Source organism: Streptosporangium sp. NPDC049376, assembly GCF_044466505.1.
GTDB lineage: Bacteria > Actinomycetota > Actinomycetes > Streptosporangiales > Streptosporangiaceae > Streptosporangium.
The window spans coordinates 896914-920545 of the sequence record NZ_JBITMT010000002.1 but is presented as its reverse complement, the minus strand read 5'-3'; the positions used below and the strand labels follow the sequence as shown (position 1 = coordinate 920545).

Genomic DNA, 23632 nt, shown 5'->3' with positions numbered 1-23632 from the left:
GGCGACATCCTGGTCGGCAAGGTCACCCCGAAGGGGGAGACCGAGCTGACGCCGGAGGAGCGGCTGCTGCGGGCGATCTTCGGGGAGAAGGCCCGTGAGGTGCGTGACACCTCGCTGAAGGTCCCGCACGGCGAGCAGGGCAAGGTCATCGGCGTGCGTGTCTTCTCCCGTGAGGAGGGCGACGAGCTGCCGCCGGGCGTCAACGAGCTGGTGCGCGTGTACGTGGCGCAGAAGCGCAAGATCACCGACGGTGACAAGCTCGCCGGCCGTCACGGCAACAAGGGCGTCATCTCCAAGATCCTGCCGGTGGAGGACATGCCGTTCCTGGAGGACGGCACCCCGGTCGACATCATCCTCAACCCGCTCGGCGTGCCGGGCCGGATGAACGTCGGCCAGGTGCTGGAGACCCATCTGGGGTGGATCGCCGCCCGCGGCTGGGACATCTCCGGCGTGCAGGAGGCCTGGGCCGAGCGGCTGCGTGACAAGGGCTTCGCCGAGGTCGAGCCCCGCACCAACATGGCCACCCCGGTCTTCGACGGCGCCCACGAGGAAGAGATCGTCGGCCTGCTCGACAACACCCTGGTCAACAGGGACGGCGGCCGTATGGTCGGCCCGAACGGCAAGGCCCGCCTGTTCGACGGGCGTTCGGGGGAGCCGTTCCCGCACCCGATCTCGGTGGGTTACATCTACATCCTGAAGCTGCTGCACCTGGTCGACGACAAGATCCACGCTCGGTCGACGGGCCCGTACTCGATGATCACGCAGCAGCCGCTGGGTGGTAAGGCGCAGTTCGGCGGTCAGCGGTTCGGTGAGATGGAGGTGTGGGCGCTGGAGGCCTACGGCGCCGCCTACGCCCTCCAGGAGCTGCTGACGATCAAGTCGGACGACGTGCTGGGCCGGGTGAAGGTCTACGAGGCGATCGTCAAGGGCGAGAACATCCCCGAGCCGGGCATCCCGGAGTCCTTCAAGGTCCTCATCAAGGAAATGCAGTCGCTGTGCCTGAACGTCGAGGTGCTCTCCAGCGACGGCATGTCCATCGAGATGCGCGACACCGACGAGGACGTCTTCCGCGCCGCCGAAGAGCTCGGCATCGACCTGTCCCGGCGCGAGCCGAGCAGCGTCGAAGAGGTCTGATCTAGAAGCTGAGGAGGGGAACAACACATGCTGGACGTCAACTTCTTCGACGAGCTTCGGATCGGCCTCGCGACGGCTGACGACATCCGCCAGTGGTCGCACGGTGAGGTCAAGAAGCCCGAGACCATCAACTACCGGACCCTCAAGCCCGAGAAGGACGGACTCTTCTGCGAGAAGATCTTCGGTCCGACCCGGGACTGGGAGTGCTACTGCGGCAAGTACAAGCGCGTGCGCTTCAAGGGCATCATCTGTGAGCGGTGTGGCGTCGAGGTCACCCGTGCCAAGGTGCGTCGTGAGCGGATGGGCCACATCGAGCTGGCCGCGCCCGTCACGCACATCTGGTACTTCAAGGGCGTCCCGTCCCGTCTGGGATACCTGCTCGACCTGGCCCCGAAGGACCTGGAGAAGGTCATCTACTTCGCGGCCTACATGATCACGCATGTCGACAAGGAGATGCGCGACCGCGACCTGCCGTCGCTGGAGGCGAAGATCTCGGTCGAGCGCCAGCACGTCGAGCAGCGTCGTGACGCCGACGTCGAGGCCAGGCAGAAGAAGCTCGAAGGCGACCTGACCGAGCTTGAGGCCGCGGGCGCCAAGGGCGACCAGCGCCGCAAGGTCCGTGAGGGCGCCGAGCGCGAGATGCGCCAGCTTCGCGACCGGGCCCAGCGTGAGCTGGACCGTCTCGACGAGGTCTGGAGCCGCTTCAAGAACCTCAAGGTCCAGGACCTTGAGGGCGACGAGCTGCTCTACCGCGAGATGCGCGACCGTTTCGGCCGCTACTTCCGCGGTGGCATGGGCGCCCAGGCCATCCAGGAGCGCCTGACCAACTTCGACCTCGAACTTGAGGCCGAGAACCTCCGCGAGACGATCCGCAGCGGCAAGGGCCAGAAGAAGGCCCGCGCGCTCAAGCGCCTCAAGGTCGTCTCCGCGTTCCTGAACACCCGCAACTCGCCCAACGGCATGGTGCTGGACTGCATCCCGGTCATCCCGCCGGACCTGCGCCCCATGGTGCAGCTCGACGGTGGCCGGTTCGCGACCTCGGACCTGAACGACCTGTACCGCCGTGTGATCAACCGGAACAACCGCCTCAAGCGTCTTCTTGACCTCGGCGCCCCCGAGATCATCGTGAACAACGAGAAGCGGATGCTCCAGGAGGCCGTCGACGCGCTGTTCGACAACGGCCGTCGCGGCCGTCCGGTCACCGGTCCCGGCAACCGCCCGCTGAAGTCCCTCAGTGACATGCTGAAGGGCAAGCAGGGTCGTTTCCGTCAGAACCTGCTGGGCAAGCGTGTCGACTACTCCGGCCGTTCGGTCATCGTCGTCGGTCCGCAGCTGAAGCTGCACCAGTGCGGTCTGCCCAAGCAGATGGCGCTGGAGCTGTTCAAGCCGTTCGTGATGAAGCGTCTGGTCGACCTGAACCACGCGCAGAACATCAAGTCAGCCAAGCGGATGGTCGAGCGTGCGCGCCCGGTCGTGTGGGACGTCCTCGAAGAGGTCATCACCGAGCACCCCGTGCTGCTCAACCGCGCGCCGACGCTGCACCGCCTGGGCATCCAGGCCTTCGAGCCGCAGCTGGTCGAGGGCAAGGCCATCCAGATCCACCCGCTCGTCTGCACCGCGTTCAACGCGGACTTCGACGGTGACCAGATGGCCGTGCACCTGCCGCTGTCCGCGGAGGCGCAGGCAGAGGCCCGCATCCTGATGCTGTCCACCAACAACATCCTGAAGCCGGCCGACGGCAAGCCGGTGACCATGCCCACCCAGGACATGATCATCGGTCTGTACTCCCTGACCACCATCAAGGACGACGACGAGGACGCTCCGGGACACGGCCGGGTCTTCGGCTCGGTCTCCGAGGCGCTCATGGCCTTCGACCGGCGCGAGCTGGACATCCAGGCCAAGATCCAGATCCGGATGAAGGGTGACGTCCCGCCGCCTCGCGGTTGGGCCGCCCCCGAGGGCTGGGAGCCGAACGAGCCGTACCGGCTGGAGACCACGCTGGGCCGCTGCCTGTTCAACCAGACGCTGCCCGCGAACTACCCTTACGTCAACTCGCAGGTCGGCAAGAAGCAGCTGTCCGCGATCGTCAACGAGCTGGCGGAGAAGTACCCGAAGGTCGAGGTCGCCGCGGCGCTCGACGCGCTCAAGGACGCGGGCTTCTACTGGGCGACCAGGGCCGGTGTGACGATCTCCATCGAGGACGTCATCGCGCCGCCGAACAAGTCCACGATCATGGAGACGTACGAGCGCAGGGCCGACAAGGTCCAGCGTGAGTACGAGCGCGGTCTCATCACCGACGAGGAGCGCCGTCAGGAGCTCATCGAGATCTGGACGCACGCGACCAGTGACGTGACCGACGACATGCAGAAGGCGTTCCCGAAGACCAACCCGGTCTGGATGATGGTCCAGTCGGGCGCCCGAGGAAACCTGATGCAGGTCCGTCAGATCTCCGGCATCCGTGGTCTGGTGTCCAACACCAAGGGTGAGACGATCCCGCGTCCGATCAAGGCCTCCTTCCGTGAGGGCCTGTCGGTGCTGGAGTACTTCATCTCCACCCACGGACAGCGAAAGGGTCTGGCCGACACCGCGCTGCGGACCGCCGACTCGGGTTACCTGACCCGTCGTCTGGTGGACGTCGCGCAGGACGTCATCGTTCGCGAGATCGACTGCGGCACCGACCGCGCGGTCCCGCTGAACGTCGGCGAGCGCGACGCCCAGGGCAACCTGGTCAAGGCTGAGAACGCCGAGAGCAACGTGCACGGCCGCATCCTGGCCGAGGACGTCGAGGTGGACGGCAAGATCATCGCGAACGCGGGCGTCGACATCGGCGACGCCCAGGTCAGCGCGCTGGTCGAGGCCGGTATCGAGACCGTCAGGACCCGCAGCGCTCTCGTCTGCGAGGCCAAGATCGGTGTCTGCGCCACCTGCTACGGCCGTTCGCTGGCCACCGGCAAGCTCGTGGACGTCGGCGAGGCGGTCGGCATCATCGCCGCCCAGTCGATCGGTGAGCCCGGCACCCAGCTGACGATGCGTACCTTCCACACCGGTGGTGTGGCCGGTGCGGACATCACCCACGGTCTGCCCCGTGTCCAGGAGCTCTTCGAGGCGCGCGTCCCCAAGGGCGTCGCCCCGATCAGCGAGGCCGAGGGTCGGGTCCGCATCGACGAGACCGACAAGACCCGGAAGATCGTGATCGTCCCGGACGACGGTTCGGACGAGATCGCCTACCCGGTGTCGATGCGCTCGCGCATGCTGGTCTCCGAGGGACAGCACGTCAAGGTCGGCCAGCAGCTGATCGCCGGTGCCGTCAACCCCAACGAGGTGCTGCGCATCCTCGGCCCCCGGGCCGTGCAGCTGCACCTGGTGGCCGAGGTCCAGCAGGTGTACCGCTCGCAGGGTGTGTCGATCCACGACAAGCACATCGAGATCATCGTCAGGCAGATGCTCAAGCGCGTGAACGTGCTTGAGTCGGGTGACTCCGACATGCTGCCCGGCGAGCTCGTCGAGCGGCCGCGCTTCGAGCGGGTCAACCGCGAGTGCGTCGCCGAGGGCGGTACCCCGGCCTCCGGTCGTCCGGTGCTGATGGGTATCACCAAGGCGTCGCTGGCCACCGAGTCCTGGCTGTCGGCGGCGTCCTTCCAGGAGACGACGCGAGTGCTCACCGACGCGGCGATCCACGCCAAGTCGGACTCGCTGCTCGGCCTCAAGGAGAACGTCATCATCGGAAAGCTCATCCCGGCCGGTACCGGCATGCCGCAGTACCGCAACATCCGGGTCGAGCCGACCGAGGAGGCCAAGGCCGCGATGTACACCGTCGGCGGTTACGACGGCTCCGCGGCCGACTACACCTTCGGCTCCGGCTCGGGTGAGGCCGTACCGCTGGAGGAGTACGACTTCGGTCAGTACAACCGCTAGCCGGTAGGCAACGGATCGACGACGGCGCCCGGTTCTCCGAAAGGGGGACCGGGCGCCGTCGCGTCCGGATGCTTTTTGACCGGAACGTTGCCCGGAAAGCCACGAGCTCGTAACCGGAACGGCCGGAGGAGTCCTTGAAGGTGGGTAAACTGTGGCCTGGACCCGACAGCGGCCGGCTGGAAATCGGCTGCGGAGTCGCGACACGAACACGGGCGCTCGCAACGGCGACCGGAGGGCGCAACCGTTTTGACGTGTTGCGTTGGACTAGGTAGTCTTTCCGTTCGTGCCCGTGGCTTCATGGGCTCTCATGCGTGCGCGTCGATAGGTCTCCCGTCTGGGAGTTGACAGAGGCGCCGTATGGCTTCCTCCACCGGAGCGGCCCTCCTCGGGAAGTGGCGCGACAAGTGCGCGACACGCCCGAGCGCGTGGGTCGGAGTGGATGGAAAAACCGCAGGTCATGACACCGGCAGTGCCTGCAAAAGCAACGACATTCGAATCACCGGCAAGCACGAACGGAGACGCGGTGCCTACGATTCAGCAGCTGGTCCGCAAGGGCCGCCAGGACAAGGTCACCAAGACCAAGACCCCGGCGCTCAAGGCCAGCCCTCAGCGACGCGGCACCTGCATGCGCGTTTACACCACGACCCCCAAGAAGCCGAACTCGGCGCTCCGTAAGGTCGCGCGTGTCCGGCTCACCAACGGCATCGAGGTCACGGCCTACATCCCCGGTGTGGGACACAACCTTCAGGAGCACTCCATCGTGCTCGTGCGTGGCGGTCGTGTGAAGGACCTGCCGGGTGTTCGCTACAAGATCATCCGTGGTTCGCTGGACACCCAGGGTGTTCGTAACCGTAAGCAGGCCCGTAGCCGTTACGGCGCGAAGAAGGAGAAGTAAGAATGCCTCGCAAGGGTTCTCCTGGCCGTCGTCAGCTCATGGCTGACCCGGTCCACAACTCGCCCCTGGTCACCGCCCTCATCAACAAGGTGCTCCTGGACGGCAAGCGCTCCATCGCTCAGTCCATCGTGTACGGCGCCCTTGAGGGTGCCAGGGAGAAGACGGGCAACGACCCGGTCGTCACCCTGAAGCGGGCTCTGGACAACGTCAAGCCGACCCTTGAGGTCCGCAGCCGCCGTGTCGGTGGCGCGACCTACCAGGTTCCGGTCGAGGTGCGCGCCGCGCGCAGCACCACCCTGGCCCTGCGCTGGCTGGTGCAGTACTCCCGCGCCCGCCGCGAGAAGACCATGACCGAGCGCCTCATGAACGAGCTGCTCGACGCCAGCAACGGCCTCGGCGCCAGCGTCAAGAAGCGCGAGGACACCCACAAGATGGCCGAGTCCAACAAGGCCTTCGCCCACTACCGCTGGTAACAGCGGGTTCGACGAGACGACGAGGACGCGAGAGAAGTGGCCACCACGACCGCTCTTGACCTGGCCAAGGTCCGAAACATCGGCATCATGGCCCACATCGACGCGGGCAAGACCACGACGACCGAGCGCATCCTGTTCTACACCGGCATCAACTACAAGCTCGGTGAGGTCCACGAGGGCGCAGCCACGATGGACTGGATGGAGCAGGAGCAGGAGCGTGGTATCACCATCACCTCCGCTGCTACGACCTGCGAGTGGCTCGGCCACACGATCAACATCATCGACACCCCGGGTCACGTGGACTTCACGATCGAGGTGGAGCGCTCGCTCCGCGTCCTCGACGGTGCCGTCGCCGTGTTCGACGGCGTCGCCGGTGTGGAGCCCCAGTCCGAGACGGTCTGGCGTCAGGCCGACCGTTACGGCGTGCCCCGCATCTGCTTCGTCAACAAGATGGACCGTGTCGGCGCGGAGTTCCACCGCTGCGTCGACATGATGGTCAGCCGTCTGCACGCGACCCCCGCGGTCGTCCAGCTTCCCTGGGGCGTCGAGGCCGACTTCAAGGGCGTCATCGACCTGGTGAAGATGAAGGGCCTGCTCTGGAGCGCCGAGGCGGCCAAGGGCGAGATGTACGAGATCGTGGACATCCCGGCCGAGCACGCCGAGGCGGCCCGCGAGTGGCGTGACAAGCTCGTCGAGACCGTCGCCGAGAACGACGACGAGCTGATGGAGCTCTTCCTTGAGGGCGTCGAGCCCACCGAGGAGCAGCTGGTCGCGGCCATCCGCCGCGCGACGCTGGCCAGCGCCATCAACCCGGTTCTGACCGGCACCGCGTTCAAGAACAAGGGCGTTCAGCCCCTCCTCGACGCGATCGTCGCCTACCTCCCCGCCCCGACCGACATCCCGGCCTTCAAGGGCCACGCGGTCGGCAACGAGGAAGAGGTCGTCGAGCGCCACGCGGATGTGAACGAGCCGTTCGCCGCGCTGGCCTTCAAGATCATGAGCGACCAGCACCTGGGCCGTCTCACCTACATCCGCATCTACTCGGGCACGCTCGAGACCGGCACCGCGGTGGTCAACTCGGTGAAGGGCCGCAAGGAGCGGATCGGCAAGATCTACCAGATGCACGCCAACAAGCGCGAGGAGCGCTCGTCGGCGCACGCCGGTCAGATCGTCGCCGTCATGGGTCTGAAGGACACCACCACCGGTGACACCCTGGCCGACCCGGCCAAGCCGGTCGTCCTGGAGTCGATGAACTTCCCGGCTCCGGTCATCAACGTCGCGATCGAGCCCAAGACCAAGGGCGACCAGGAGAAGCTGGGCACCGCGATCCAGCGTCTGGCCGAGGAGGACCCGTCCTTCCAGGTCCGTCGTGACGAGGAGACCGGCCAGACGGTCATCTGGGGTATGGGCGAGCTCCACCTGGAGATCCTCGTCGACCGGATGCGCCGTGAGTTCAAGGTCGAGGCCAACGTCGGTCGCCCGCAGGTGGCCTACCGCGAGACCATCCGCCGCAAGGTGGAGAAGGTCGACTACGTCCACAAGAAGCAGACCGGTGGATCGGGTCAGTTCGCGAAGGTCATCATCGACATCGAGCCGCTGGGCGAGGGCAACGACGGCTACGAGTTCGAGAACAAGGTCTCCGGTGGCCGTATCCCGAGGGAGTACATCCCCTCGGTCGACGCGGGCGCCCAGGAGGCCGCCGAGTTCGGTGTTCTCGCCGGCTACCCCATGGTCGGGGTCAAGGTCACCCTGCAGGACGGTGCCTACCACGAGGTTGACTCGTCCGAAATGGCCTTCAAGATCGCCGGCTCGATGGCCTTCAAGGAGGCCGCGCGCAAGGCGGACGCCGTAATCCTGGAGCCGATGATGGCCGTTGAGGTCACCACGCCCGAGGACTACATGGGTGACGTCATCGGTGACCTCAACGGTCGCCGCGGGCAGATCCAGGCGATGGACGAGCGCGGTGGCAACCGTGTCGTCAGCGCGCTCGTGCCGCTCTCTGAGATGTTCGGCTACGTGGGTGACCTCCGTAGCAAGACGCAGGGACGCGCGAGCTACAGCATGCAGTTCGACTCCTATGCGGAAGTGCCTGCGCACATCGCCAAGGAGATCGTCGCGAAGGTACGGGGCGAGTAAGCCCGGTATCCGCCGTCGGTGACGGAGGGCGAGAGGATCGCCAACCGCCACCGGGGCGTGCGGGCGAGGTTCTCATCGGCGGGTCCCCTCGGGGACGCGCCACCCGAACCCGAGTGAAAAGACGCAAGTCAAGTCAGAATCTCTAAGGAGACAGAGCAGTGGCCAAGGCCAAGTTCGAGCGGACCAAGCCGCACGTAAACATCGGCACCATTGGGCACATCGACCACGGCAAGACCACTCTGACCGCGGCGATCACCAAGGTGCTCCACGAGCGTTACCCGAACCTCAACGAGGCGACCCCGTTCGACAAGATCGACAAGGCGCCGGAGGAGAAGGCTCGTGGTATCACGATCTCCATCGCGCACGTCGAGTACCAGACCGAGCAGCGTCACTACGCCCACGTGGACTGCCCCGGTCACGCCGACTACGTGAAGAACATGATCACCGGTGCGGCTCAGATGGACGGCGCGATCCTCGTGGTCGCCGCCACCGACGGTCCGATGCCGCAGACGAAGGAGCACGTCCTCCTGGCCCGCCAGGTCGGCGTTCCCTACATCGTTGTCGCCCTGAACAAGGCCGACATGGTGGACGACGAGGAGATCCTGGAGCTCGTCGAGCTTGAGGTCCGTGAGCTTCTCTCGGCCCAGGAGTTCCCCGGCGACGACCTGCCGGTCGTTCGCGTCTCCGCGCTCAAGGCGCTGGAGGGCGACGAGAAGTGGGGCGACAGCATCATCGAGCTCATGACCGCGGTGGACGAGAACGTCCCGCAGCCGCAGCGTGAGACCGACAAGCCGTTCCTCATGCCGATCGAGGACGTCTTCTCGATCACCGGTCGCGGCACCGTCGTCACCGGCCGTATCGAGCGCGGCATCATCAAGGTCAACGAGACCGTTGACATCATCGGCATCAAGGACACCAAGACCACCACCACGGTCACCGGTGTCGAGATGTTCCGCAAGCTCCTCGACGAGGGCCAGGCCGGTGACAACGTCGGTCTGCTCCTGCGTGGCATCAAGCGCGAGGACGTTGAGCGCGGCCAGTGCATCATCAAGCCGGGCACCACGACCCCGCACACCGAGTTCGAGGCCCAGGTCTACATCCTGAGCAAGGACGAGGGCGGCCGCCACACGCCGTTCTTCAACAACTACCGTCCGCAGTTCTACTTCCGTACGACTGACGTGACCGGTGTTGTCAACCTGCCCGAGGGCACCGAGATGGTCATGCCTGGCGACAACACTGAGATGAGCGTCCAGCTCATCCAGCCCATCGCCATGGAGGACGGTCTCAAGTTCGCCATCCGCGAGGGTGGCCGCACCGTCGGTGCGGGTCGCGTTACCAAGATCATCAAGTAGTTCGATCGCGGAGTGGCGGTCGGCCCTCATCCCAGGGTCGGCCGCCGCGCCACGAGGAGGCTCGTGCCGTACGGCCCGCGTCTCACGCCCCACGAGAACCGTGATCTCGCAGTTGGTTCGGCCGCACCGTGACCGAACTAACCGCCAGATCACGGAAGAAAGCGCAGATCATCTGCGTCTGCTCCGTGGGACACATTTAGCGGCAACAGGCCGCACGCAACTTTTTCAGACGACAGCGAAGGACACCGAGGCCATTATGGCGGGACAGAAGATCCGCATTCGGCTCAAGGCCTATGACCACGAGGTCATCGACAGCTCGGCCAAGAAGATCGTCGAGACGGTCACGCGGACTGGCGCTAAGGTCGCGGGCCCGGTGCCGCTGCCGACCGAGAAGAACGTGTACTGCGTCATCCGCTCGCCGCACAAGTACAAGGACAGCCGCGAGCACTTTGAGATGCGTACGCACAAGCGGCTGATTGACATCATCGACCCGACGCCGAAGACGGTCGACTCGCTCATGCGACTCGACCTCCCCGCCGGCGTTGACATCTCGATCAAGCTCTGAGGGAACGCACTGACATGGCTAAGCAGATCAAGGGCGTCCTGGGCAAGAAGCTCGGCATGACCCAGGTCTTCGACGCGGACAACCGGATGGTCCCGGTGACCGTCGTTGAGGCCGGTCCGTGCGTCGTGACCCGTGTCCGCACGCCCGAGAAGGACGGCTACTCCGCCGTACAGCTCGGTTTCGGGCAGGTCGACCCGCGGAAGGTCAACAAGCCGCTCGGCGACTACCTGCGCAAGCACGACATCACCCCGCGTCGTTACTTCACGGAGATCCGTACCGACGACGCGAGTGACTACACCCTGGGCCAGGAGGTTCTGGCCGACACCTTCGAGGCGGGCCAGTTCGTCGATGTGACGGGCAAGAGCAAGGGTAAGGGCTACGCCGGTGTCATGAAGCGTCACGGCTTCAAGGGTCTGGGCGCCTCGCACGGTACCCAGCGCAAGCACCGTTCGCCGGGTTCCATCGGCGGCTGCGCCACCCCGGGCCGCGTTTTCAAGGGCCTGCGCATGGCCGGTCGGATGGGTAACGTCCGCACCACCATCCAGAGCCTCAAGGTTCACGCCGTGGACGCCGAGAAGGGCCTCATCCTGATCAAGGGTGCGATCCCCGGCGCCAACGGCAGCCTGGTTCTCCTCCGCACCGCTGCCAAGAAGGGGGCTGCCAAGTGAGCACCATTGACGTCCTCGACGCGAGCGGCGCGAAGTCCGGTACGGTCGACCTCCCCGGCGACGTCTTCGGCGCCAAGGTCAACGTTCCGCTGATCCACCAGGTCGTCGTGGCCCAGCTCGCCGCTCGCCGGCAGGGCACGCACAAGGCCAAGACCCGTGGTGAGGTCAGCGGTGGCGGCAAGAAGCCGTACCGTCAGAAGGGCACCGGCCGCGCCCGTCAGGGTTCGACCCGCGCTCCGCAGTTCACCGGCGGTGGCACCGTCCACGGTCCGGTCCCGAGGGACTACAGCCAGCGGACGCCCAAGAAGATGAAGGCCGCCGCCCTGCGTGGCGCCCTGTCCGACCGGGCCACCGGCGGTCGTGTCCACGTGGTCAGCTCGCTGGTCACCGGGGAGACCCCCAAGACCAAGGTGGCGCTTGAGGCGCTGCGCAAGGTCACGCAGGCCCGCAGCGTCCTGGTCGTCGTCGACGAGGGCGACGAGCTCACCTGGCTGAGCCTGCGCAACGCTCCGGAGGTCCACCTGCTGGACGCCGGGCAGCTGAACACCTACGACGTGCTCTGCTACGACGACGTCGTCTTCACTCAGGAGGCGTACGACCAGGTCGTCGCGCGCCTGAGCCAGAGCGGGAAGGAAGACGCCTGATGGAGAAGATCGCCGACCCGCGTGACATCATCATCAAGCCGATCGTCTCCGAGAAGAGCTACGGCCTGATCGACGAGAACAACAAGTACACGTTCCTGGTGCGGAAGACCGCCAACAAGACGCAGGTGAAGATCGCCATTGAGCAGATCTTCGGCGTCAAGGTGGTCAGTGTGAACACCATCAACCGCCAGGGCAAGCGCAAGCGGACCAAGTTCGGTTACGGCCAGCGCCCCAGCACCAAGCGCGCGATCGTGAGCCTGGTCGAGGGTGACCGTATCGACATCTTCGGCCAGGTCGGCTGACCCGCTCGCTGAAGTAAGGAACAGGGAGAATGCCCCCCGTCTACAGCGGGGGGCATTCGACCGGATTAACCGACGAAGGATGAACGAAAAAGATGGGCATCCGTAAACTCAAGCCGACGACCCCGGGTCGCCGCGGCGCCAGTGTCTCGGACTTCGCCGAGATCACGCGCAGCACGCCCGAGAAGTCGCTGCTTGCCCCCTTGCACAGCAAGGGAGGGCGCAACGTCCACGGCCGGGTGACCGCTCGTCACCAGGGTGGTGGCCACAAGCGCGCCTACCGGATCATCGACTTCCGGCGCCATGACAAGGACGGGATCCCGGCCAAGGTCGCTCACATCGAGTACGACCCCAACCGCACCTCCCGGATCGCGCTGCTGCACTACGCCGACGGGGAGAAGCGCTACATCCTCTGCCCGACCGGTCTGAAGCAGGGCGACAAGATCGAGAACGGCCCCACGGCCGACATCAAGCCCGGCAACTGCCTGCCGCTGCGCAACATCCCGACCGGTACCTTCATCCACGCGGTGGAGCTCCGTCCGGGCGGCGGCGCCAAGCTGGGCCGGTCCGCCGGCGCGCAGATCCAGCTCCTCGCCAAGGAGGGGCAGTACGCCACGCTGCGTATGCCCTCCGGCGAAATGCGCCAGGTCGACGTCCGCTGCCGGGCCTCCATCGGCCAGGTCGGCAACGCCGAGCAGGCGAACATCAACTGGGGTAAGGCCGGCCGCATGCGGTGGAAGGGCAAGCGCCCCACCGTCCGCGGTGTCGCGATGAACCCGGTCGACCACCCGCACGGTGGTGGTGAGGGTAAGACCTCTGGTGGTCGTCACCCCGTGAACCCGAAGGGCAAGCCCGAGGGTCGTACCCGTGCGGCGAACAAGGCCAGCGACCGGCTGATCATCCGTCGTCGGACCAAGCGGAAGAAGCGGTAGGAGCAGCCAAAATGCCACGTAGCCTTAAGAAGGGTCCCTTCGTGGACGACCACCTTCAGAAGAAGGTGGATGCCCAGAACGAGAAGGGCACCAAGAACGTCATCAAGACGTGGTCGCGGCGCTCCATGATCGTTCCCGACATGATCGGGCACACGATCGCCGTTCACGACGGCCGCAAGCACGTCCCGGTCTTCGTGACCGAGGCGATGATCGGCCACAAGCTCGGTGAGTTCGCGCCCACGCGGACCTTCCGCAGCCACGTCAAGGAAGACCGCCGCAGCCGGCGGTAAGCGCCTCACAGGACGGCAGGTCATGCCGGCCGTCCCACACGAAGCAGAAGGTTAAGAGGAGTAAGCGATGGAAGCCAGGGCTCAGGTGCGGTTCGCGCGCCACACGCCCATGAAGGCCCGCCGTGTGGTGGACCTCATTCGCGGGCTGCCCGCTTCGGAGGCGCAGGCCGTGCTGCAGTTCGCTCCCCAGGCGGCGAGCGAGACCGTGTACAAGGTGCTGTCCAGCGCCATTGCGAACGCGGAGCACAACTTCAAGCTCGACCGCGACACGCTCTTCGTGAGCCGTGCGTGGGTCGACGAGGGCCCGACGCTGAAGCGGTTCCGTCCCCGCGCTCAGGGTCGTGCCTATCGGATCAACAAGCGGACGAGCCACATCACCGTGATCGTGGAGTCCCGCGAGCCGAAGGGGAGGACCCGCTAGTGGGTCAGAAGGTCAACCCGCACGGGTTCCGCCTCGGCATCACGACCGACTTCAAGAGCCGGTGGTATGCCGACAAGCTCTACAAGTCGTACGTCGCCGAGGACGTGGCGATCCGCCGCATGCTCAAGAAGGGCATGGAGCGGGCCGGCATCTCCAAGGTGGAGATCGAGCGGACCACCGACCGGGTTCAGGTCGACATTCACACCGCCCGTCCGGGCATCGTCATCGGCCGCCGCGGCGCCGAGGCGGACCGGATTCGCGGTGACCTTGAGAAGCTGACCAAGAAGCAGGTCCAGCTGAACATCCTTGAGGTCAAGAACCCCGAGATCGACGCTCAGCTCGTCGCCCAGGGCGTCGCCGAGCAGCTGTCCAGCCGTGTCTCCTTCCGCCGCGCCATGCGCAAGGCGATGCAGTCGGCCATGAAGAGCGGCGCCAAGGGCATCCGGGTGCAGTGCTCCGGTCGTCTCGGCGGCGCTGAGATGTCGCGTTCGGAGTTCTACCGTGAGGGCCGCGTGCCCCTGCACACGCTCCGCGCCGACATCGACTACGGCCTCTACGAGGCCCGCACCACCTTCGGCCGCATCGGCGTGAAGGTGTGGATCTACAAGGGTGAGGCTCCGACCAGCCGCGCCGAGCGCGAGGCGGCCGCCGCCGGTGCCCGTGCGGGGCAGCGTCGCGACCGTGACGACCGTCGTGGTGGTCCCGGTGGGGACCGTCCGCGTCGTGGCGGCGCCGGTGGCGACCGTCCGCGTCGTGGTGGCGCCGGCCGCGGTGACCGTGGCCCCAGGAACGAGGCGGCCTCCCAGGCCACCCCCGAGACCGGCCCGGCTGCGCAGCCGGGTGCTGAAGGGAGCTGACCATGCTGATCCCGCGCAGGGTCAAGCACCGCAAGCAGCACCGGCCCGACCGTCACGGCGCCGCCAAGGGTGGCACCAGGGTCGTGTTCGGCGAGTACGGCATCCAGGCGATTGAGCACTCCTACGTGACCAACCGCCAGATCGAGTCGGCTCGTATCGCCATGACCCGTCACATCAAGCGTGGCGGAAAGGTCTGGATCAACATCTTCCCGGACCGTCCCCTCACCAAGAAGCCCGCTGAGACCCGCATGGGTTCCGGTAAGGGTTCGCCGGAGTGGTGGATCGCCAACGTCAAGCCCGGTCGCGTCATGTTCGAGCTGTCGGGTGTCGCCGAGCCCGTGGCCCGCGAGGCCATGCGTCGCGCGATGCACAAGCTCCCGATGAAGTGCCGGTTCGTCAAGCGTGAAGTGGGTGAGGCGTGATGGCTAAGGGCCTGACCGCCGGTGAGCTGCGAGCGGAGGACCAGGACACCCTGGTTCAGAAGCTGAAGGAAGCCAAGGAGGAGCTGTTCAACCTCCGCTTCCAGGCCGCGACCGGCCAGTTGGAGAGCCACGGGCGGCTGCGCGCCGTCCGCCGCGAGATCGCCCGTATCTACACCGTGATGCGCGAGCGGGAGCTTGGCATCGTGACGGTCGAGAAGGAGTCGGTCGATGGCTGAGACAACTGAGAACACGAACGAGGCGCGTAACTACCGCAAGACCCGCGAGGGTCTGGTGGTCAGTGACAAGATGGACAAGACTGTCGTCGTCGCTGTCGAGGACCGCGTCAAGCACCCCCTGTACGGCAAGGTCATCCGTAGGACGACCAAGTACAAGGCGCACGACGAGGCCAACTCGTGCGGCGTCGGCGACCGCGTTCTCCTGATGGAGACCCGGCCGCTGTCCGCCAGCAAGCGCTGGCGGGTCGTCGAGATCCTCGAACGCGCCAAGTAACAAGACGCGCCTCGTGGGGGGTGACCTGATCACCCCCCATGACGGTGTCCAAGGGAACGGGGACGATCCTCGTTCCGCCTGCGGCGGCGGTGGTGCGGACACGGACGCTCATCCGGGCACGGGAAGTGCCCGGCGGGTGGCCGGCCGTACGGCTGTCGCCGGGGGAAAAAGACCACAGCAGTTCCGCAAGGCTTGCCCGGCACACGGGTGAGAACCGGCGAGACAAACAGGAGTTATAGGTGATTCAGCAGGAGTCGCGACTCAAGGTCGCCGACAACACGGGTGCGAAGGAAGTCCTTTGCATTCGTGTGCTCGGTGGCTCGGGTCGGCGCTACGCGGGAATCGGCGACATCATCGTCGCCACGGTCAAGGACGCCATTCCTGGCGGCACCGTGAAGAAGGGCGACGTCGTCAAGGCGGTCATCGTCCGTACTGTCAAGGAGCGCCGCCGGCCCGACGGCTCCTACATCCGCTTCGACGAGAACGCCGCCGTGATCATCAAGGACAGCGGCGACCCTCGTGGGACGCGTATCTTCGGCCCCGTCGGACGCGAGCTGCGCGACAAGAAGTTCATGCGCATCATCTCGCTCGCCCCGGAGGTGTTGTAATGCCGAATCTGCATGTCAAGAAGGGCGACCTGGTCCTCGTCATCGCCGGCAAGGACAAGGGCGCCAAGGGTCGTGTGATCGCCGCCTACCCGCGCGAGGACCGCGTGGTCGTCGAGGGCGTCAACATGATCAAGAAGCACTCCAAGGAGACCCACCAGGGCCCGCGTGGCGCCAAGAGCGGCGGCGTGCAGACCATGGAGGCTCCCATCCACGTGAGCAACGTCAAGAAGCTCAAGGGTGACGAGAAGCCCGCCAAGAAGGAGTCGGCGAAGGCGGACTCCGACGAGTCGGGTGAGGACAACTGATGACCGCCAACACCACCGAGGCCGTCGCGACGAGGCCCCTCCCGCGCCTCAAGCAGCGTTACCGCGAGGAGATCATCGCGAAGCTGCAGGAGCAGTTCGGGTACGAGAACGTCATGCTGATCCCCACGATCACCAAGATCAAGGTGAACATGGGTGTCGGCGAGGCCGCGCGTGACTCGAAGCTCATCGACGGCGCCGTTCGTGACCTGACCTCCATCACCGGCCAGAAGCCGGCCGTCGTGCGGGCCCGCAAGTCCATCGCCCAGTTCAAGCTGCGCGAGGGCATGCCGATCGGCGCCCACGTGACGCTGCGCGGCGACCGCATGTGGGAGTTCCTCGACCGTCTGCTGTCGCTGGCGCTGCCCCGCATCCGTGACTTCCGCGGTCTGTCGCCGAAGCAGTTCGACGGCAACGGCAACTACACCTTCGGTCTGACCGAGCAGGTCATGTTCCACGAGATCGACCAGGACAAGGTCGACCGTCAGCGTGGTATGGACATCACGGTCGTGACCACCGCTAAGACCGACGACCAGGGCCGGGCGCTGCTGAAGCTTCTCGGTTTCCCCTTCAAGGAGGCCTGATCATGGCGAAGACGTCGCTGAAGGTCAAGGCTGCTCGCAAGGCCAAGTTCGAGGTCCGGGCGTACACTCGGTGCTCGCGCTGTGGTCGTCCCCGCGCCGTCTACAGGAAGTTCGGCCTGTGCCGCATCTGCTTCCGCGAGATGGCGCACCGGGGCGAGCTGCCCGGCATCACCAAGTCGAGCTGGTAGTCTCCGCGCGGCCCGGTGGGTCTCTCACCGGGCCCCCGCGGTGCCAGCCGTACAAGTAAGTCGATATTCACCGGGCGCTGTCTCAAGCGCCCATGACCGCACCGAAGGTCCCCTGGGGAAACCGCGGTGAGGAAGGCCACCGGCCATGACGATGACCGACCCGATCGCAGACATGCTCACGCGTCTGCGAAACGCGAACTCGGCGTACCACGACACCGTGGCCATGCCGTACTCGAAGATCAAGGCGCACATCGCCGAGATCCTCCAGCAGGAGGGTTACATCCAGTCCTGGAGCGTCGAGGACGCCAAGGTCGGAAAGAACCTCGTGGTGGAGCTCAAGTTCGGGCCGAGCCGTGAGCGTTCGCTGACGGGCCTGCGCCGGGTTTCCAAGCCCGGCCTGCGGGTCTACGCGAAGAAGGACAACCTGCCCCGGGTCCTGGGAGGACTGGGCGTCGCGATCATCTCGACGTCCGGTGGCCTCATGACCGACAAGCAGGCCGGCAAGCGTGGAGTGGGCGGGGAAGTCCTCGCCTTCGTTTGGTAGAAGGGAGAAATCACAGCATGTCGCGAATCGGACGGCTGCCCATCCCTGTACCGAACGGCGTGGACGTCGCCATCGACGGCCGGGAAGTCACGGTCAAGGGCCCCAAGGGCACGCTCTCACACAAGGTCGCTGAGCCGATCGACGTCGCCAAGGGAGACGACGGTGCTGTCACCGTCAGCCGCCCCAACGACGAGAACAAGGTCCGTGCGCTGCACGGCCTGTCCCGCACGCTGATCGCCAACATGGTGACCGGTGTGACCCAGGGTTACTCCAAGACCCTGGAAATCGTGGGTGTCGGTTACCGCGTGCAGGCCAAGGGCCCGACTCAGCTTGAGTTCGCCCTCGGCTTCAGCCACCCGGTGATCGTGGACGCCCCCGAGGGTGTCACCTTCCGCGTCGAGAAGCCGACCCTGTTCCACGTGGACGGCATCGACAAGCAGAAGGTCGGCGAGGTCGCCGCGAACATCCGTAAGCTGCGCAAGCCCGACCCGTACAAGGGCAAGGGTGTGCGCTACCAGGGCGAGGTTGTCCGCCGCAAGGTCGGAAAGGCTGGTAAGTAGGCATGGCTGGCAAGACTGCGTTCGGCAAGCACACGGCCGCCCGCGCCGTCTCGCGGGCCCGCCGTCACGGCCGAGTCCGCAAGAAGGTGGTCGGTACGGCCGCGCGTCCGCGCCTGGTCGTCAACCGCTCGACGCGGCACCTGTTCGTGCAGATCGTCGACGACTCACAGGGCCACACGCTGGTGAGCGCCTCCACCATGGACGCCACCCTGCGCACGGTGACCGGTGACAAGACCGAGAAGGCGAAGCAGGTCGGCGAGCTTCTCGCTCAGCGGGCCAAGGCTGCCGGGATCACCGCGGTCGTCTTCGACCGTGGTGGAAACCGTTACGCGGGCCGCCTGGCGGCTCTCGCGGACAGCGCCCGCGAAGCCGGGCTGGAGTTCTGATGGCCCGTACTGACAAGAGCAACGAGAAGAGGAACCACTGATGGCTGGAGCTCCGCGTCGCGGTGGCGCCGCCGGTGGCGAGCGGCGTGACGGTCGTCGTGACGATCGCCGCGGTGGCAGCGCTGACAAGGGCGTCTCGTACATCGAGCGCGTAGTGAAGATCAACCGAGTGGCCAAGGTCGTGAAGGGTGGTCGTCGCTTCAGCTTCACCGCCCTCGTCATCGTCGGTGACGGCAACGGCATGGTCGGCGTCGGCTACGGCAAGGCCAAGGAAGTCCCCGCGGCCATCGCCAAGGGCGTCGAAGAGGCCAAGAAGCACTTCTTCCGGGTGCCGCGCATCCAGGGCACCATCCCGCACATCGTGCAGGGTGAGGAGGCCGCCGGCGTGGTCTTCCTGCGCCCGGCCTCGCCCGGTACCGGTGTCATCGCCGGTGGTCCGGTGCGCGCCGTACTGGAGTGCGCGGGCATCCACGACGTGCTGTCCAAGTCGCTCGGCTCGGACAACCCGATCAACATCGTGCACGCCACCGTGGCCGCTCTGAAGGGCCTCAGCCGCCCCGAGGAGATCGCGGCCCGCCGTGGCCTGCCCCTGGAGGACGTCGCTCCCAAGGCGATGCTCAAGGCTCGCGCCGAGGGTCTCGCTGAGGCCGCGGCGGCCAAGGCGGTGAGCTAACCGATGGCACGTCTGAAGATCACTCAGGTCCGCTCGAAGATCGGCGGCAAGCAGAATCAGCGTGATTCGCTGCGTTCGCTCGGTCTCAAGCGAATCGGCGACGTCGTCGTCAAGGAGGACCGCCCGGAGATCCGCGGCATGGTCTCCGTGGTGACGCACCTGGTCACCGTGGAAGAGGTCGACTAGACATGGCAGAGAACACTCCGCTCCGTATCCACCACCTGCGTCCGGCTCCTGGCGCCAACAAGGCCAAGGTCCGCAAGGGTCGTGGTGAGGGCTCCAAGGGCAAGACCGCCGGTCGTGGCACCAAGGGCACGCACGCGAGGACCGGGGTTCCCCTCGGTTTCGAGGGTGGCCAGGTTCCGCTGCAGCGTCGCCTGCCCAAGCTGAAGGGCTTCTCCAACGCCCTGTTCAAGACGACCTACCAGGTCGTCAACCTGGACAGGCTCGGCGAGTTGTTCCCCGAAGGTGGCGAGGTCACCGTCGAGGCCCTGGTCGCCAAGGGCGCGGTTCGCAAGAACCAGCTCGTGAAGGTCCTGGGCACCGGTGACATCTCCGTGGCGCTGAACGTGCAGGTGCACGCCTTCTCCGCCAGTGCCAAGGAGAAGATCGCCGCGGCCGGGGGCTCTGTCTCCGAGCTGTAGGACATGGAATTTCACGCATGAAAACGAGGCGCGGGGGCTCATTATGGGCCCCCGCGCCCGTAGTGCGTTAGAGTTCGCTGGACAGCGAGACTCAACTCGTTTCCGTGAGCTCGTTGACACGAGATAGCAAAGATGGACCACCCCCGCACCATCGCTGACCGACATCGCCTTTCAGGCGCGCAGGAGGGCCCGTGCTGACCGCGTTTACCCGAGCGTTCCGTACGCCGGACCTGCGCAATAAGTTGCTCTTCACCTTGGGCATCATCGCGCTGTTCCGGCTGGGTTCGGTGCTTCCGACCCCGGGTGTGAATACGGAGAACATCAGCCGCTGTCTCAGCCAGGCTCAGGCTGGGGATGCGGGCAACATCTACGGAATGGTACAGCTCTTCAGCGGTGGCGCCCTGCTGAAGCTGTCGGTGTTCGCGCTCGGCATCATGCCGTACATCACCGCGAGCATCATTCTGCAGCTCTTGGTCGTGGTGATCCCGCGCCTCGAAGCCCTCAAGAAGGAGGGCCAGGCGGGCCAGACCAAGATCACCCAGTATACGCGGTACCTCACGGTCGGTCTGGCTATTCTCCAGTCGACCGCCTTCATCGCCCTCGCGCGCACCGGCCAGCTGTTCCCGCAGTGCCGTGAGGAGATCCTGCTCGACAAGAACAACATCTTCTCGATCGTCACCATGGTGATCATCATGACCGCGGGCACCGCGGTCATCATGTGGCTGGGCGAGCTGGTCACCGACCGCGGCGTCGGCAACGGCATGTCCATCCTGATCTTCACCCAGGTGATCGCGGTCTTCCCGGTCGAGCTGATGACCATCGCCCGCACCCGCGGCATGTTCGTCTTCAGTGTGGTAATCATCACAGGCATCGCGATGATCGCCCTGGTCGTCATGGTCGAGCAGGCTCAGCGCCGGGTCCCGGTGCAGTACGCCAAGCGCATGGTCGGCCGCAGGATGTACGGCGGCACCTCCACCTACATCCCGCTGAAGGTGAACCAGGCCGGCATCATCCCGGTGATCTTCGCCTCCTCTCTGCTCTACCTTCCGCAGCTGGTCACGACCCTGTTCAGCAACGCTCAGGAAGAGCCGAACGCGGTCGTGCAGTGGATCCAGCAGAACCTGGTCACGGGCGACACCCCCGCCTACATGATCACGTTCTTCCTGTTGATCGTCTTCTTCACCTACTTCTACGTGTCCATTACCTTCAACCCCGTTGAAGTCGCCGACAACATGAAGAAGTACGGTGGGTTCATCCCGGGCATCCGTCCGGGCCGCCCGACGGCTGAGTACCTCAACTATGTGCTCACGCGACTCACCGCTCCTGGCTCGCTCTATCTGGGGCTGATCTCCATGGTGCCGATCGTCGCACTCGCCCTCGTCGGCGCGACCCAGAACTTCCCGTTCGGAGGGACGAGCATTCTGATCATGGTTGGTGTCGGCCTGGACACCGTGAAGCAGATTGAGAGCCAGCTGCAGCAGCGCAACTACGAAGGCTTCCTGAAGTAGTGCGTCTCGTCCTGGTCGGGCCCCCCGGAGCGGGTAAGGGGACACAGGCCCAGTTCATCGCATCGAACCTGTCCATCCCGAAGATCTCGACAGGTGACATCTTCCGCGCCAACGTCTCGGGCGGCACGGAACTCGGCAAGCTTGCCAAGGAGTACATGGACCGTGGTGACCTCGTGCCCGACGAGGTCACCATCGCGATGGTCCGCGACCGCCTCTCGGAGAGCGACGCGCAGGACGGTTTCCTGCTCGACGGCTTCCCCAGGAACGTGCCCCAGGCCGAGATCCTGAAGAAGATGCTTGAGGAGTTCGGCGTCGCACTGGACATCGTCCTTGAGCTCGTGGTCGACGACGAGGAGGTCGTGCGCAGGCTCGCGGGCCGCCGGACCTGCAGCCAGTGCGGCCGCATCTGGCACGTCGACTTCGACGACAAGAAGGACGACGTCTGCGACGCCTGCGGCGGACGTCTCTACCAGCGCGACGACGACAAAGAGGAGACCATCAGGCACCGCCTGGAGGTCTACCAGGAGCAGACCGCTCCTCTGGTCTCCTTCTACGCCCAGGAGCGCATCCTGGTCGGAGTCGACGCCACCGGTCCGGTGGAAGAGGTCACCCAGCGCGCGATGGAGGCGCTGAGCCCGTACACCGACTAGGGACACTTGTCTCCCCGGCACGCCATCCATGGCAACCCCATGGGTGGCGTGCTGTCGTTTAGGGCACAATCGGGGGAATTGGGCTCCCCGACTGCCCGTTGAATCACCCCAGGGGGTGCACACGTGTTCAAGAAGAACAAGCATGGAATTCAGATCAAGTCGCCCGAGCAGCTGGAGAAGATGCGGGCAGCGGGCCTCGTGGTCGGCCGCACGCTGCAACTGCTCCGCGAGAACGTCCGGCCGGGCGTGACGCCGCTGGACCTCGACGGCATCGCGGAGAAGGCGATCCGGGACGAGGGTGCCATCCCCTCCTTCAAGGGCTACCAGGGTTTTCCCGCGACGATCTGCGCCTCCGTGAACCACGAGGTGGTCCACGGTATCCCGAGCGACCGGCGTCCGCTTCGCGAGGGCGACGTCATCTCCATCGACTGCGGCGCCATCCTGGACGGCTGGCACGGAGACTCGGCGATCACCGTCCCGGTCGGAGAGGTCGACCCCAAACTGACCGAGTTGATGCGGGTCACGGAGGAGGCCATGTGGCGGGGCATCGCCGCGCTCACCGTCGGCCGCCATCTGTCCGACATCGGCCACCAGGTCGAGAAATACGTCCGTTCCCAGGGTCGTTATGGCATCCCCCAGGAGTACGGCGGGCACGGTATCGGCACCGAGATGCACATGGACCCCTGGGTGGCCAACCATGGCAAGCCGGGCAAGGGTCTGCGTTTCGAGCCGGGCATGTGCTTCGCGGTCGAACCGATGGTCAATCTCGGCACCGACAGGACCAGGGTGCTGGCCGACGACTGGACCGTCGTCACCGTCGACGGGAAGGCCTCGGCGCACTTCGAGCACAGCGTTGCCGTGACACATAATGGACCTTGGGTACTGACCGCTCTTGATGGCGGAAAAGAGCGGCTTGCCGAACTGTTGGGCGATGCGGGATAACACGTACCGCCCGCTGATGAGCGGATGTGGTCGACCATGATGCCTGGCCCGGAGATGCGAGCCTCTGACGGTGACCGCGACAAGGTCGCGGGAGTGCTGCGTGAGCACTACGCCCAGGGCAGGCTCACCGGCGAGGAGTTCGACGAGCGGCTCGAACGGCTCTACTCCAGCAGGACCTACGGAGAGCTGGCCAGGCTCACCTCCGATCTTCCCGACGTCGACCTGAGGCGGATGACCGCCGCCCCGGTCCCGGCGAACCCCTCGCGTGAGGCCCAGCGCAGGGGCATGGCGGCGATGTGGGGCTCCTGGGCCGTGGCCAGCGGTGTCAACTGGGTGATCTGGCTCATCATCGGTGTCACGAACGGCCTCGACTTCCCCTACCCGTGGCCGCTGTGGGTCATGGGTCCGTGGGGCGTCATGCTGCTGGTCGCCACGGTCCTCGGCGGGCGGGGCGGCCACCCGAACCGGTGACGCCAGAGGTCCCATACGCGAAAAGCCCTCTCATGATCCGGTCATGAGAGGGCTTTTCG

Annotated in this window: 30 protein-coding genes and 1 pseudogene; all 31 read left to right on the top strand. The window is 65.8% G+C overall.

Annotation, left to right across the window (positions count from 1 at the left end; genetic code table 11):
* Positions 1-1134 (top strand): annotated as a pseudogene (locus ACIBVQ_RS09650) (DNA-directed RNA polymerase subunit beta); the annotation flags it as partial.
* Positions 1135-1161: 27 nt separating this feature from the next.
* Positions 1162-5049: a DNA-directed RNA polymerase subunit beta' gene (locus tag ACIBVQ_RS09645; protein ID WP_352015613.1), complete on the top strand. Its 3888-nt coding sequence runs from the start codon at positions 1162-1164 to the stop codon at positions 5047-5049.
* A 523-nt stretch (positions 5050-5572) separates the two neighbouring features.
* A complete protein-coding gene (gene rpsL / locus ACIBVQ_RS09640) occupies positions 5573-5944 on the top strand; it encodes a 30S ribosomal protein S12 (RefSeq protein ID WP_012887826.1) in 372 nt (123 codons plus the stop codon).
* 2 nt (positions 5945-5946) lie between these two features.
* Positions 5947-6417, top strand: a complete 471-nt coding sequence (gene rpsG / locus ACIBVQ_RS09635; protein WP_179819699.1) for a 30S ribosomal protein S7 — start codon at positions 5947-5949, stop codon at positions 6415-6417.
* An 87-nt stretch (positions 6418-6504) separates the two neighbouring features.
* A complete protein-coding gene (gene fusA / locus ACIBVQ_RS09630) occupies positions 6505-8553 on the top strand; it encodes an elongation factor G (RefSeq protein WP_386194097.1) in 2049 nt (682 codons plus the stop codon).
* Between the two features lie 158 nt (positions 8554-8711).
* Entirely contained in the window at positions 8712-9905 is a 1194-nt protein-coding gene (gene tuf / locus ACIBVQ_RS09625; protein ID WP_352015611.1) for an elongation factor Tu, read from the top strand.
* Between the two features lie 256 nt (positions 9906-10161).
* Positions 10162-10470: a 30S ribosomal protein S10 gene (gene rpsJ / locus ACIBVQ_RS09620; protein ID WP_012887830.1), complete on the top strand. Its 309-nt coding sequence runs from the start codon at positions 10162-10164 to the stop codon at positions 10468-10470.
* Between the two features lie 14 nt (positions 10471-10484).
* Positions 10485-11138: a 50S ribosomal protein L3 gene (gene rplC, locus ACIBVQ_RS09615; RefSeq protein ID WP_352015610.1), complete on the top strand. Its 654-nt coding sequence runs from the start codon at positions 10485-10487 to the stop codon at positions 11136-11138.
* Positions 11135-11782 carry a 50S ribosomal protein L4 gene (gene rplD / locus ACIBVQ_RS09610; protein WP_352015609.1) on the top strand — a complete coding sequence of 216 codons (648 nt, stop codon included), beginning with the start codon at positions 11135-11137 and terminating at the stop codon, positions 11780-11782. Before rplC ends, rplD begins: the two co-directional genes overlap by 4 nt.
* Positions 11782-12084 carry a 50S ribosomal protein L23 gene (gene rplW / locus ACIBVQ_RS09605; protein ID WP_352015608.1) on the top strand — a complete coding sequence of 101 codons (303 nt, stop codon included), beginning with the start codon at positions 11782-11784 and terminating at the stop codon, positions 12082-12084. Before rplD ends, rplW begins: the two co-directional genes overlap by 1 nt.
* 92 nt (positions 12085-12176) lie before the next feature.
* Positions 12177-13013 carry a 50S ribosomal protein L2 gene (gene rplB / locus ACIBVQ_RS09600; protein ID WP_352015607.1) on the top strand — a complete coding sequence of 279 codons (837 nt, stop codon included), beginning with the start codon at positions 12177-12179 and terminating at the stop codon, positions 13011-13013.
* Between the two features lie 11 nt (positions 13014-13024).
* Positions 13025-13303, top strand: a complete 279-nt coding sequence (gene rpsS / locus ACIBVQ_RS09595; protein WP_068896536.1) for a 30S ribosomal protein S19 — start codon at positions 13025-13027, stop codon at positions 13301-13303.
* A gap of 67 nt (positions 13304-13370) precedes the next feature.
* On the top strand, positions 13371-13724 hold the full coding sequence (gene rplV, locus ACIBVQ_RS09590) for a 50S ribosomal protein L22 (protein ID WP_179819691.1): 354 nt from the start codon (positions 13371-13373) through the stop codon (positions 13722-13724).
* Entirely contained in the window at positions 13724-14581 is an 858-nt protein-coding gene (rpsC, locus tag ACIBVQ_RS09585; RefSeq protein WP_352015606.1) for a 30S ribosomal protein S3, read from the top strand. The genes rplV and rpsC overlap by 1 nt, the downstream gene beginning before the upstream one ends.
* Before the next feature lie 2 nt (positions 14582-14583).
* Positions 14584-15003, top strand: coding sequence for a 50S ribosomal protein L16 (gene rplP / locus ACIBVQ_RS09580; RefSeq protein WP_184712606.1), 420 nt, complete (start codon positions 14584-14586; stop codon positions 15001-15003).
* A complete protein-coding gene (gene rpmC / locus ACIBVQ_RS09575; RefSeq protein ID WP_352015605.1) occupies positions 15003-15239 on the top strand; it encodes a 50S ribosomal protein L29 in 237 nt (78 codons plus the stop codon). The genes rplP and rpmC overlap by 1 nt, the downstream gene beginning before the upstream one ends.
* On the top strand, positions 15232-15513 hold the full coding sequence (gene rpsQ / locus ACIBVQ_RS09570; RefSeq protein ID WP_352015604.1) for a 30S ribosomal protein S17: 282 nt from the start codon (positions 15232-15234) through the stop codon (positions 15511-15513). The genes rpmC and rpsQ overlap by 8 nt, the downstream gene beginning before the upstream one ends.
* A gap of 239 nt (positions 15514-15752) precedes the next feature.
* Entirely contained in the window at positions 15753-16121 is a 369-nt protein-coding gene (rplN, locus tag ACIBVQ_RS09565; RefSeq protein WP_012887841.1) for a 50S ribosomal protein L14, read from the top strand.
* Between the two features lie 8 nt (positions 16122-16129).
* Positions 16130-16426, top strand: a complete 297-nt coding sequence (gene rplX, locus ACIBVQ_RS09560; RefSeq protein WP_352015618.1) for a 50S ribosomal protein L24 — start codon at positions 16130-16132, stop codon at positions 16424-16426.
* The gene (gene rplE, locus ACIBVQ_RS09555) at positions 16426-17007 is read left to right on the top strand and encodes a 50S ribosomal protein L5 (RefSeq protein ID WP_352015603.1); all 582 of its coding nucleotides are present in this window, start codon (positions 16426-16428) and stop codon (positions 17005-17007) included. The genes rplX and rplE overlap by 1 nt, the downstream gene beginning before the upstream one ends.
* Before the next feature lie 2 nt (positions 17008-17009).
* Entirely contained in the window at positions 17010-17195 is a 186-nt protein-coding gene (locus tag ACIBVQ_RS09550; protein WP_012887844.1) for a type Z 30S ribosomal protein S14, read from the top strand.
* A gap of 145 nt (positions 17196-17340) precedes the next feature.
* Entirely contained in the window at positions 17341-17739 is a 399-nt protein-coding gene (gene rpsH / locus ACIBVQ_RS09545; protein WP_352015602.1) for a 30S ribosomal protein S8, read from the top strand.
* 17 nt (positions 17740-17756) lie between these two features.
* Positions 17757-18299 carry a 50S ribosomal protein L6 gene (gene rplF / locus ACIBVQ_RS09540; protein WP_352015601.1) on the top strand — a complete coding sequence of 181 codons (543 nt, stop codon included), beginning with the start codon at positions 17757-17759 and terminating at the stop codon, positions 18297-18299.
* A gap of 2 nt (positions 18300-18301) precedes the next feature.
* Positions 18302-18685: a 50S ribosomal protein L18 gene (rplR, locus tag ACIBVQ_RS09535; RefSeq protein WP_352015600.1), complete on the top strand. Its 384-nt coding sequence runs from the start codon at positions 18302-18304 to the stop codon at positions 18683-18685.
* A gap of 40 nt (positions 18686-18725) precedes the next feature.
* Positions 18726-19358 carry a 30S ribosomal protein S5 gene (gene rpsE / locus ACIBVQ_RS09530; protein WP_352015599.1) on the top strand — a complete coding sequence of 211 codons (633 nt, stop codon included), beginning with the start codon at positions 18726-18728 and terminating at the stop codon, positions 19356-19358.
* A 3-nt stretch (positions 19359-19361) separates the two neighbouring features.
* Positions 19362-19544, top strand: a complete 183-nt coding sequence (gene rpmD, locus ACIBVQ_RS09525) for a 50S ribosomal protein L30 (RefSeq protein ID WP_068896549.1) — start codon at positions 19362-19364, stop codon at positions 19542-19544.
* A gap of 2 nt (positions 19545-19546) precedes the next feature.
* A complete protein-coding gene (gene rplO / locus ACIBVQ_RS09520) occupies positions 19547-20002 on the top strand; it encodes a 50S ribosomal protein L15 (RefSeq protein ID WP_352015598.1) in 456 nt (151 codons plus the stop codon).
* A 191-nt stretch (positions 20003-20193) separates the two neighbouring features.
* Positions 20194-21510 carry a preprotein translocase subunit SecY gene (gene secY / locus ACIBVQ_RS09515; RefSeq protein WP_352015597.1) on the top strand — a complete coding sequence of 439 codons (1317 nt, stop codon included), beginning with the start codon at positions 20194-20196 and terminating at the stop codon, positions 21508-21510.
* Entirely contained in the window at positions 21510-22160 is a 651-nt protein-coding gene (locus ACIBVQ_RS09510; protein WP_352015596.1) for an adenylate kinase, read from the top strand. The genes secY and ACIBVQ_RS09510 overlap by 1 nt, the downstream gene beginning before the upstream one ends.
* A 123-nt stretch (positions 22161-22283) precedes the next feature.
* Entirely contained in the window at positions 22284-23102 is an 819-nt protein-coding gene (gene map, locus ACIBVQ_RS09505; RefSeq protein WP_352015595.1) for a type I methionyl aminopeptidase, read from the top strand.
* Positions 23103-23156: 54 nt separating this feature from the next.
* A complete protein-coding gene (locus ACIBVQ_RS09500; RefSeq protein ID WP_399176655.1) occupies positions 23157-23573 on the top strand; it encodes a DUF1707 domain-containing protein in 417 nt (138 codons plus the stop codon).
* The last annotated feature ends 59 nt before the right edge of the window (positions 23574-23632 follow it).

Excerpts from the sequence above, each read along its gene's own strand:
- rpsJ (WP_012887830.1), top strand. The coding sequence starts at position 10,162 with ATGGCGGGACAGAAGATCCGCATTCGGCTCAAGGCCTATGACCACGAG.
- ACIBVQ_RS09550 (WP_012887844.1), top strand. The coding sequence starts at position 17,010 with ATGGCGAAGACGTCGCTGAAGGTCAAGGCTGCTCGCAAGGCCAAGTTC.
- rpmD (WP_068896549.1), top strand. The coding sequence starts at position 19,362 with ATGGCACGTCTGAAGATCACTCAGGTCCGCTCGAAGATCGGCGGCAAG.
- fusA (WP_386194097.1), top strand. The coding sequence starts at position 6,505 with ATGGCCCACATCGACGCGGGCAAGACCACGACGACCGAGCGCATCCTG.
- rpsE (WP_352015599.1), top strand. The coding sequence starts at position 18,726 with ATGGCTGGAGCTCCGCGTCGCGGTGGCGCCGCCGGTGGCGAGCGGCGT.
- rplE (WP_352015603.1), top strand. The coding sequence starts at position 16,426 with ATGACCGCCAACACCACCGAGGCCGTCGCGACGAGGCCCCTCCCGCGC.
- rplO (WP_352015598.1), top strand. The coding sequence starts at position 19,547 with ATGGCAGAGAACACTCCGCTCCGTATCCACCACCTGCGTCCGGCTCCT.
- rplF (WP_352015601.1), top strand. The coding sequence starts at position 17,757 with ATGTCGCGAATCGGACGGCTGCCCATCCCTGTACCGAACGGCGTGGAC.
- ACIBVQ_RS09645 (WP_352015613.1), top strand. The coding sequence starts at position 1,162 with ATGCTGGACGTCAACTTCTTCGACGAGCTTCGGATCGGCCTCGCGACG.
- rpsS (WP_068896536.1), top strand. The coding sequence starts at position 13,025 with ATGCCACGTAGCCTTAAGAAGGGTCCCTTCGTGGACGACCACCTTCAG.
- rpsH (WP_352015602.1), top strand. The coding sequence starts at position 17,341 with ATGACGATGACCGACCCGATCGCAGACATGCTCACGCGTCTGCGAAAC.
- ACIBVQ_RS09500 (WP_399176655.1), top strand. The coding sequence starts at position 23,157 with ATGCGAGCCTCTGACGGTGACCGCGACAAGGTCGCGGGAGTGCTGCGT.
- rplC (WP_352015610.1), top strand. The coding sequence starts at position 10,485 with ATGGCTAAGCAGATCAAGGGCGTCCTGGGCAAGAAGCTCGGCATGACC.
- rplP (WP_184712606.1), top strand. The coding sequence starts at position 14,584 with ATGCTGATCCCGCGCAGGGTCAAGCACCGCAAGCAGCACCGGCCCGAC.
- rpsG (WP_179819699.1), top strand. The coding sequence starts at position 5,947 with ATGCCTCGCAAGGGTTCTCCTGGCCGTCGTCAGCTCATGGCTGACCCG.
- rplW (WP_352015608.1), top strand. The coding sequence starts at position 11,782 with ATGGAGAAGATCGCCGACCCGCGTGACATCATCATCAAGCCGATCGTC.
- rpsQ (WP_352015604.1), top strand. The coding sequence starts at position 15,232 with ATGGCTGAGACAACTGAGAACACGAACGAGGCGCGTAACTACCGCAAG.
- rplV (WP_179819691.1), top strand. The coding sequence starts at position 13,371 with ATGGAAGCCAGGGCTCAGGTGCGGTTCGCGCGCCACACGCCCATGAAG.
- rpmC (WP_352015605.1), top strand. The coding sequence starts at position 15,003 with ATGGCTAAGGGCCTGACCGCCGGTGAGCTGCGAGCGGAGGACCAGGAC.
- rplR (WP_352015600.1), top strand. The coding sequence starts at position 18,302 with ATGGCTGGCAAGACTGCGTTCGGCAAGCACACGGCCGCCCGCGCCGTC.
- rplB (WP_352015607.1), top strand. The coding sequence starts at position 12,177 with ATGGGCATCCGTAAACTCAAGCCGACGACCCCGGGTCGCCGCGGCGCC.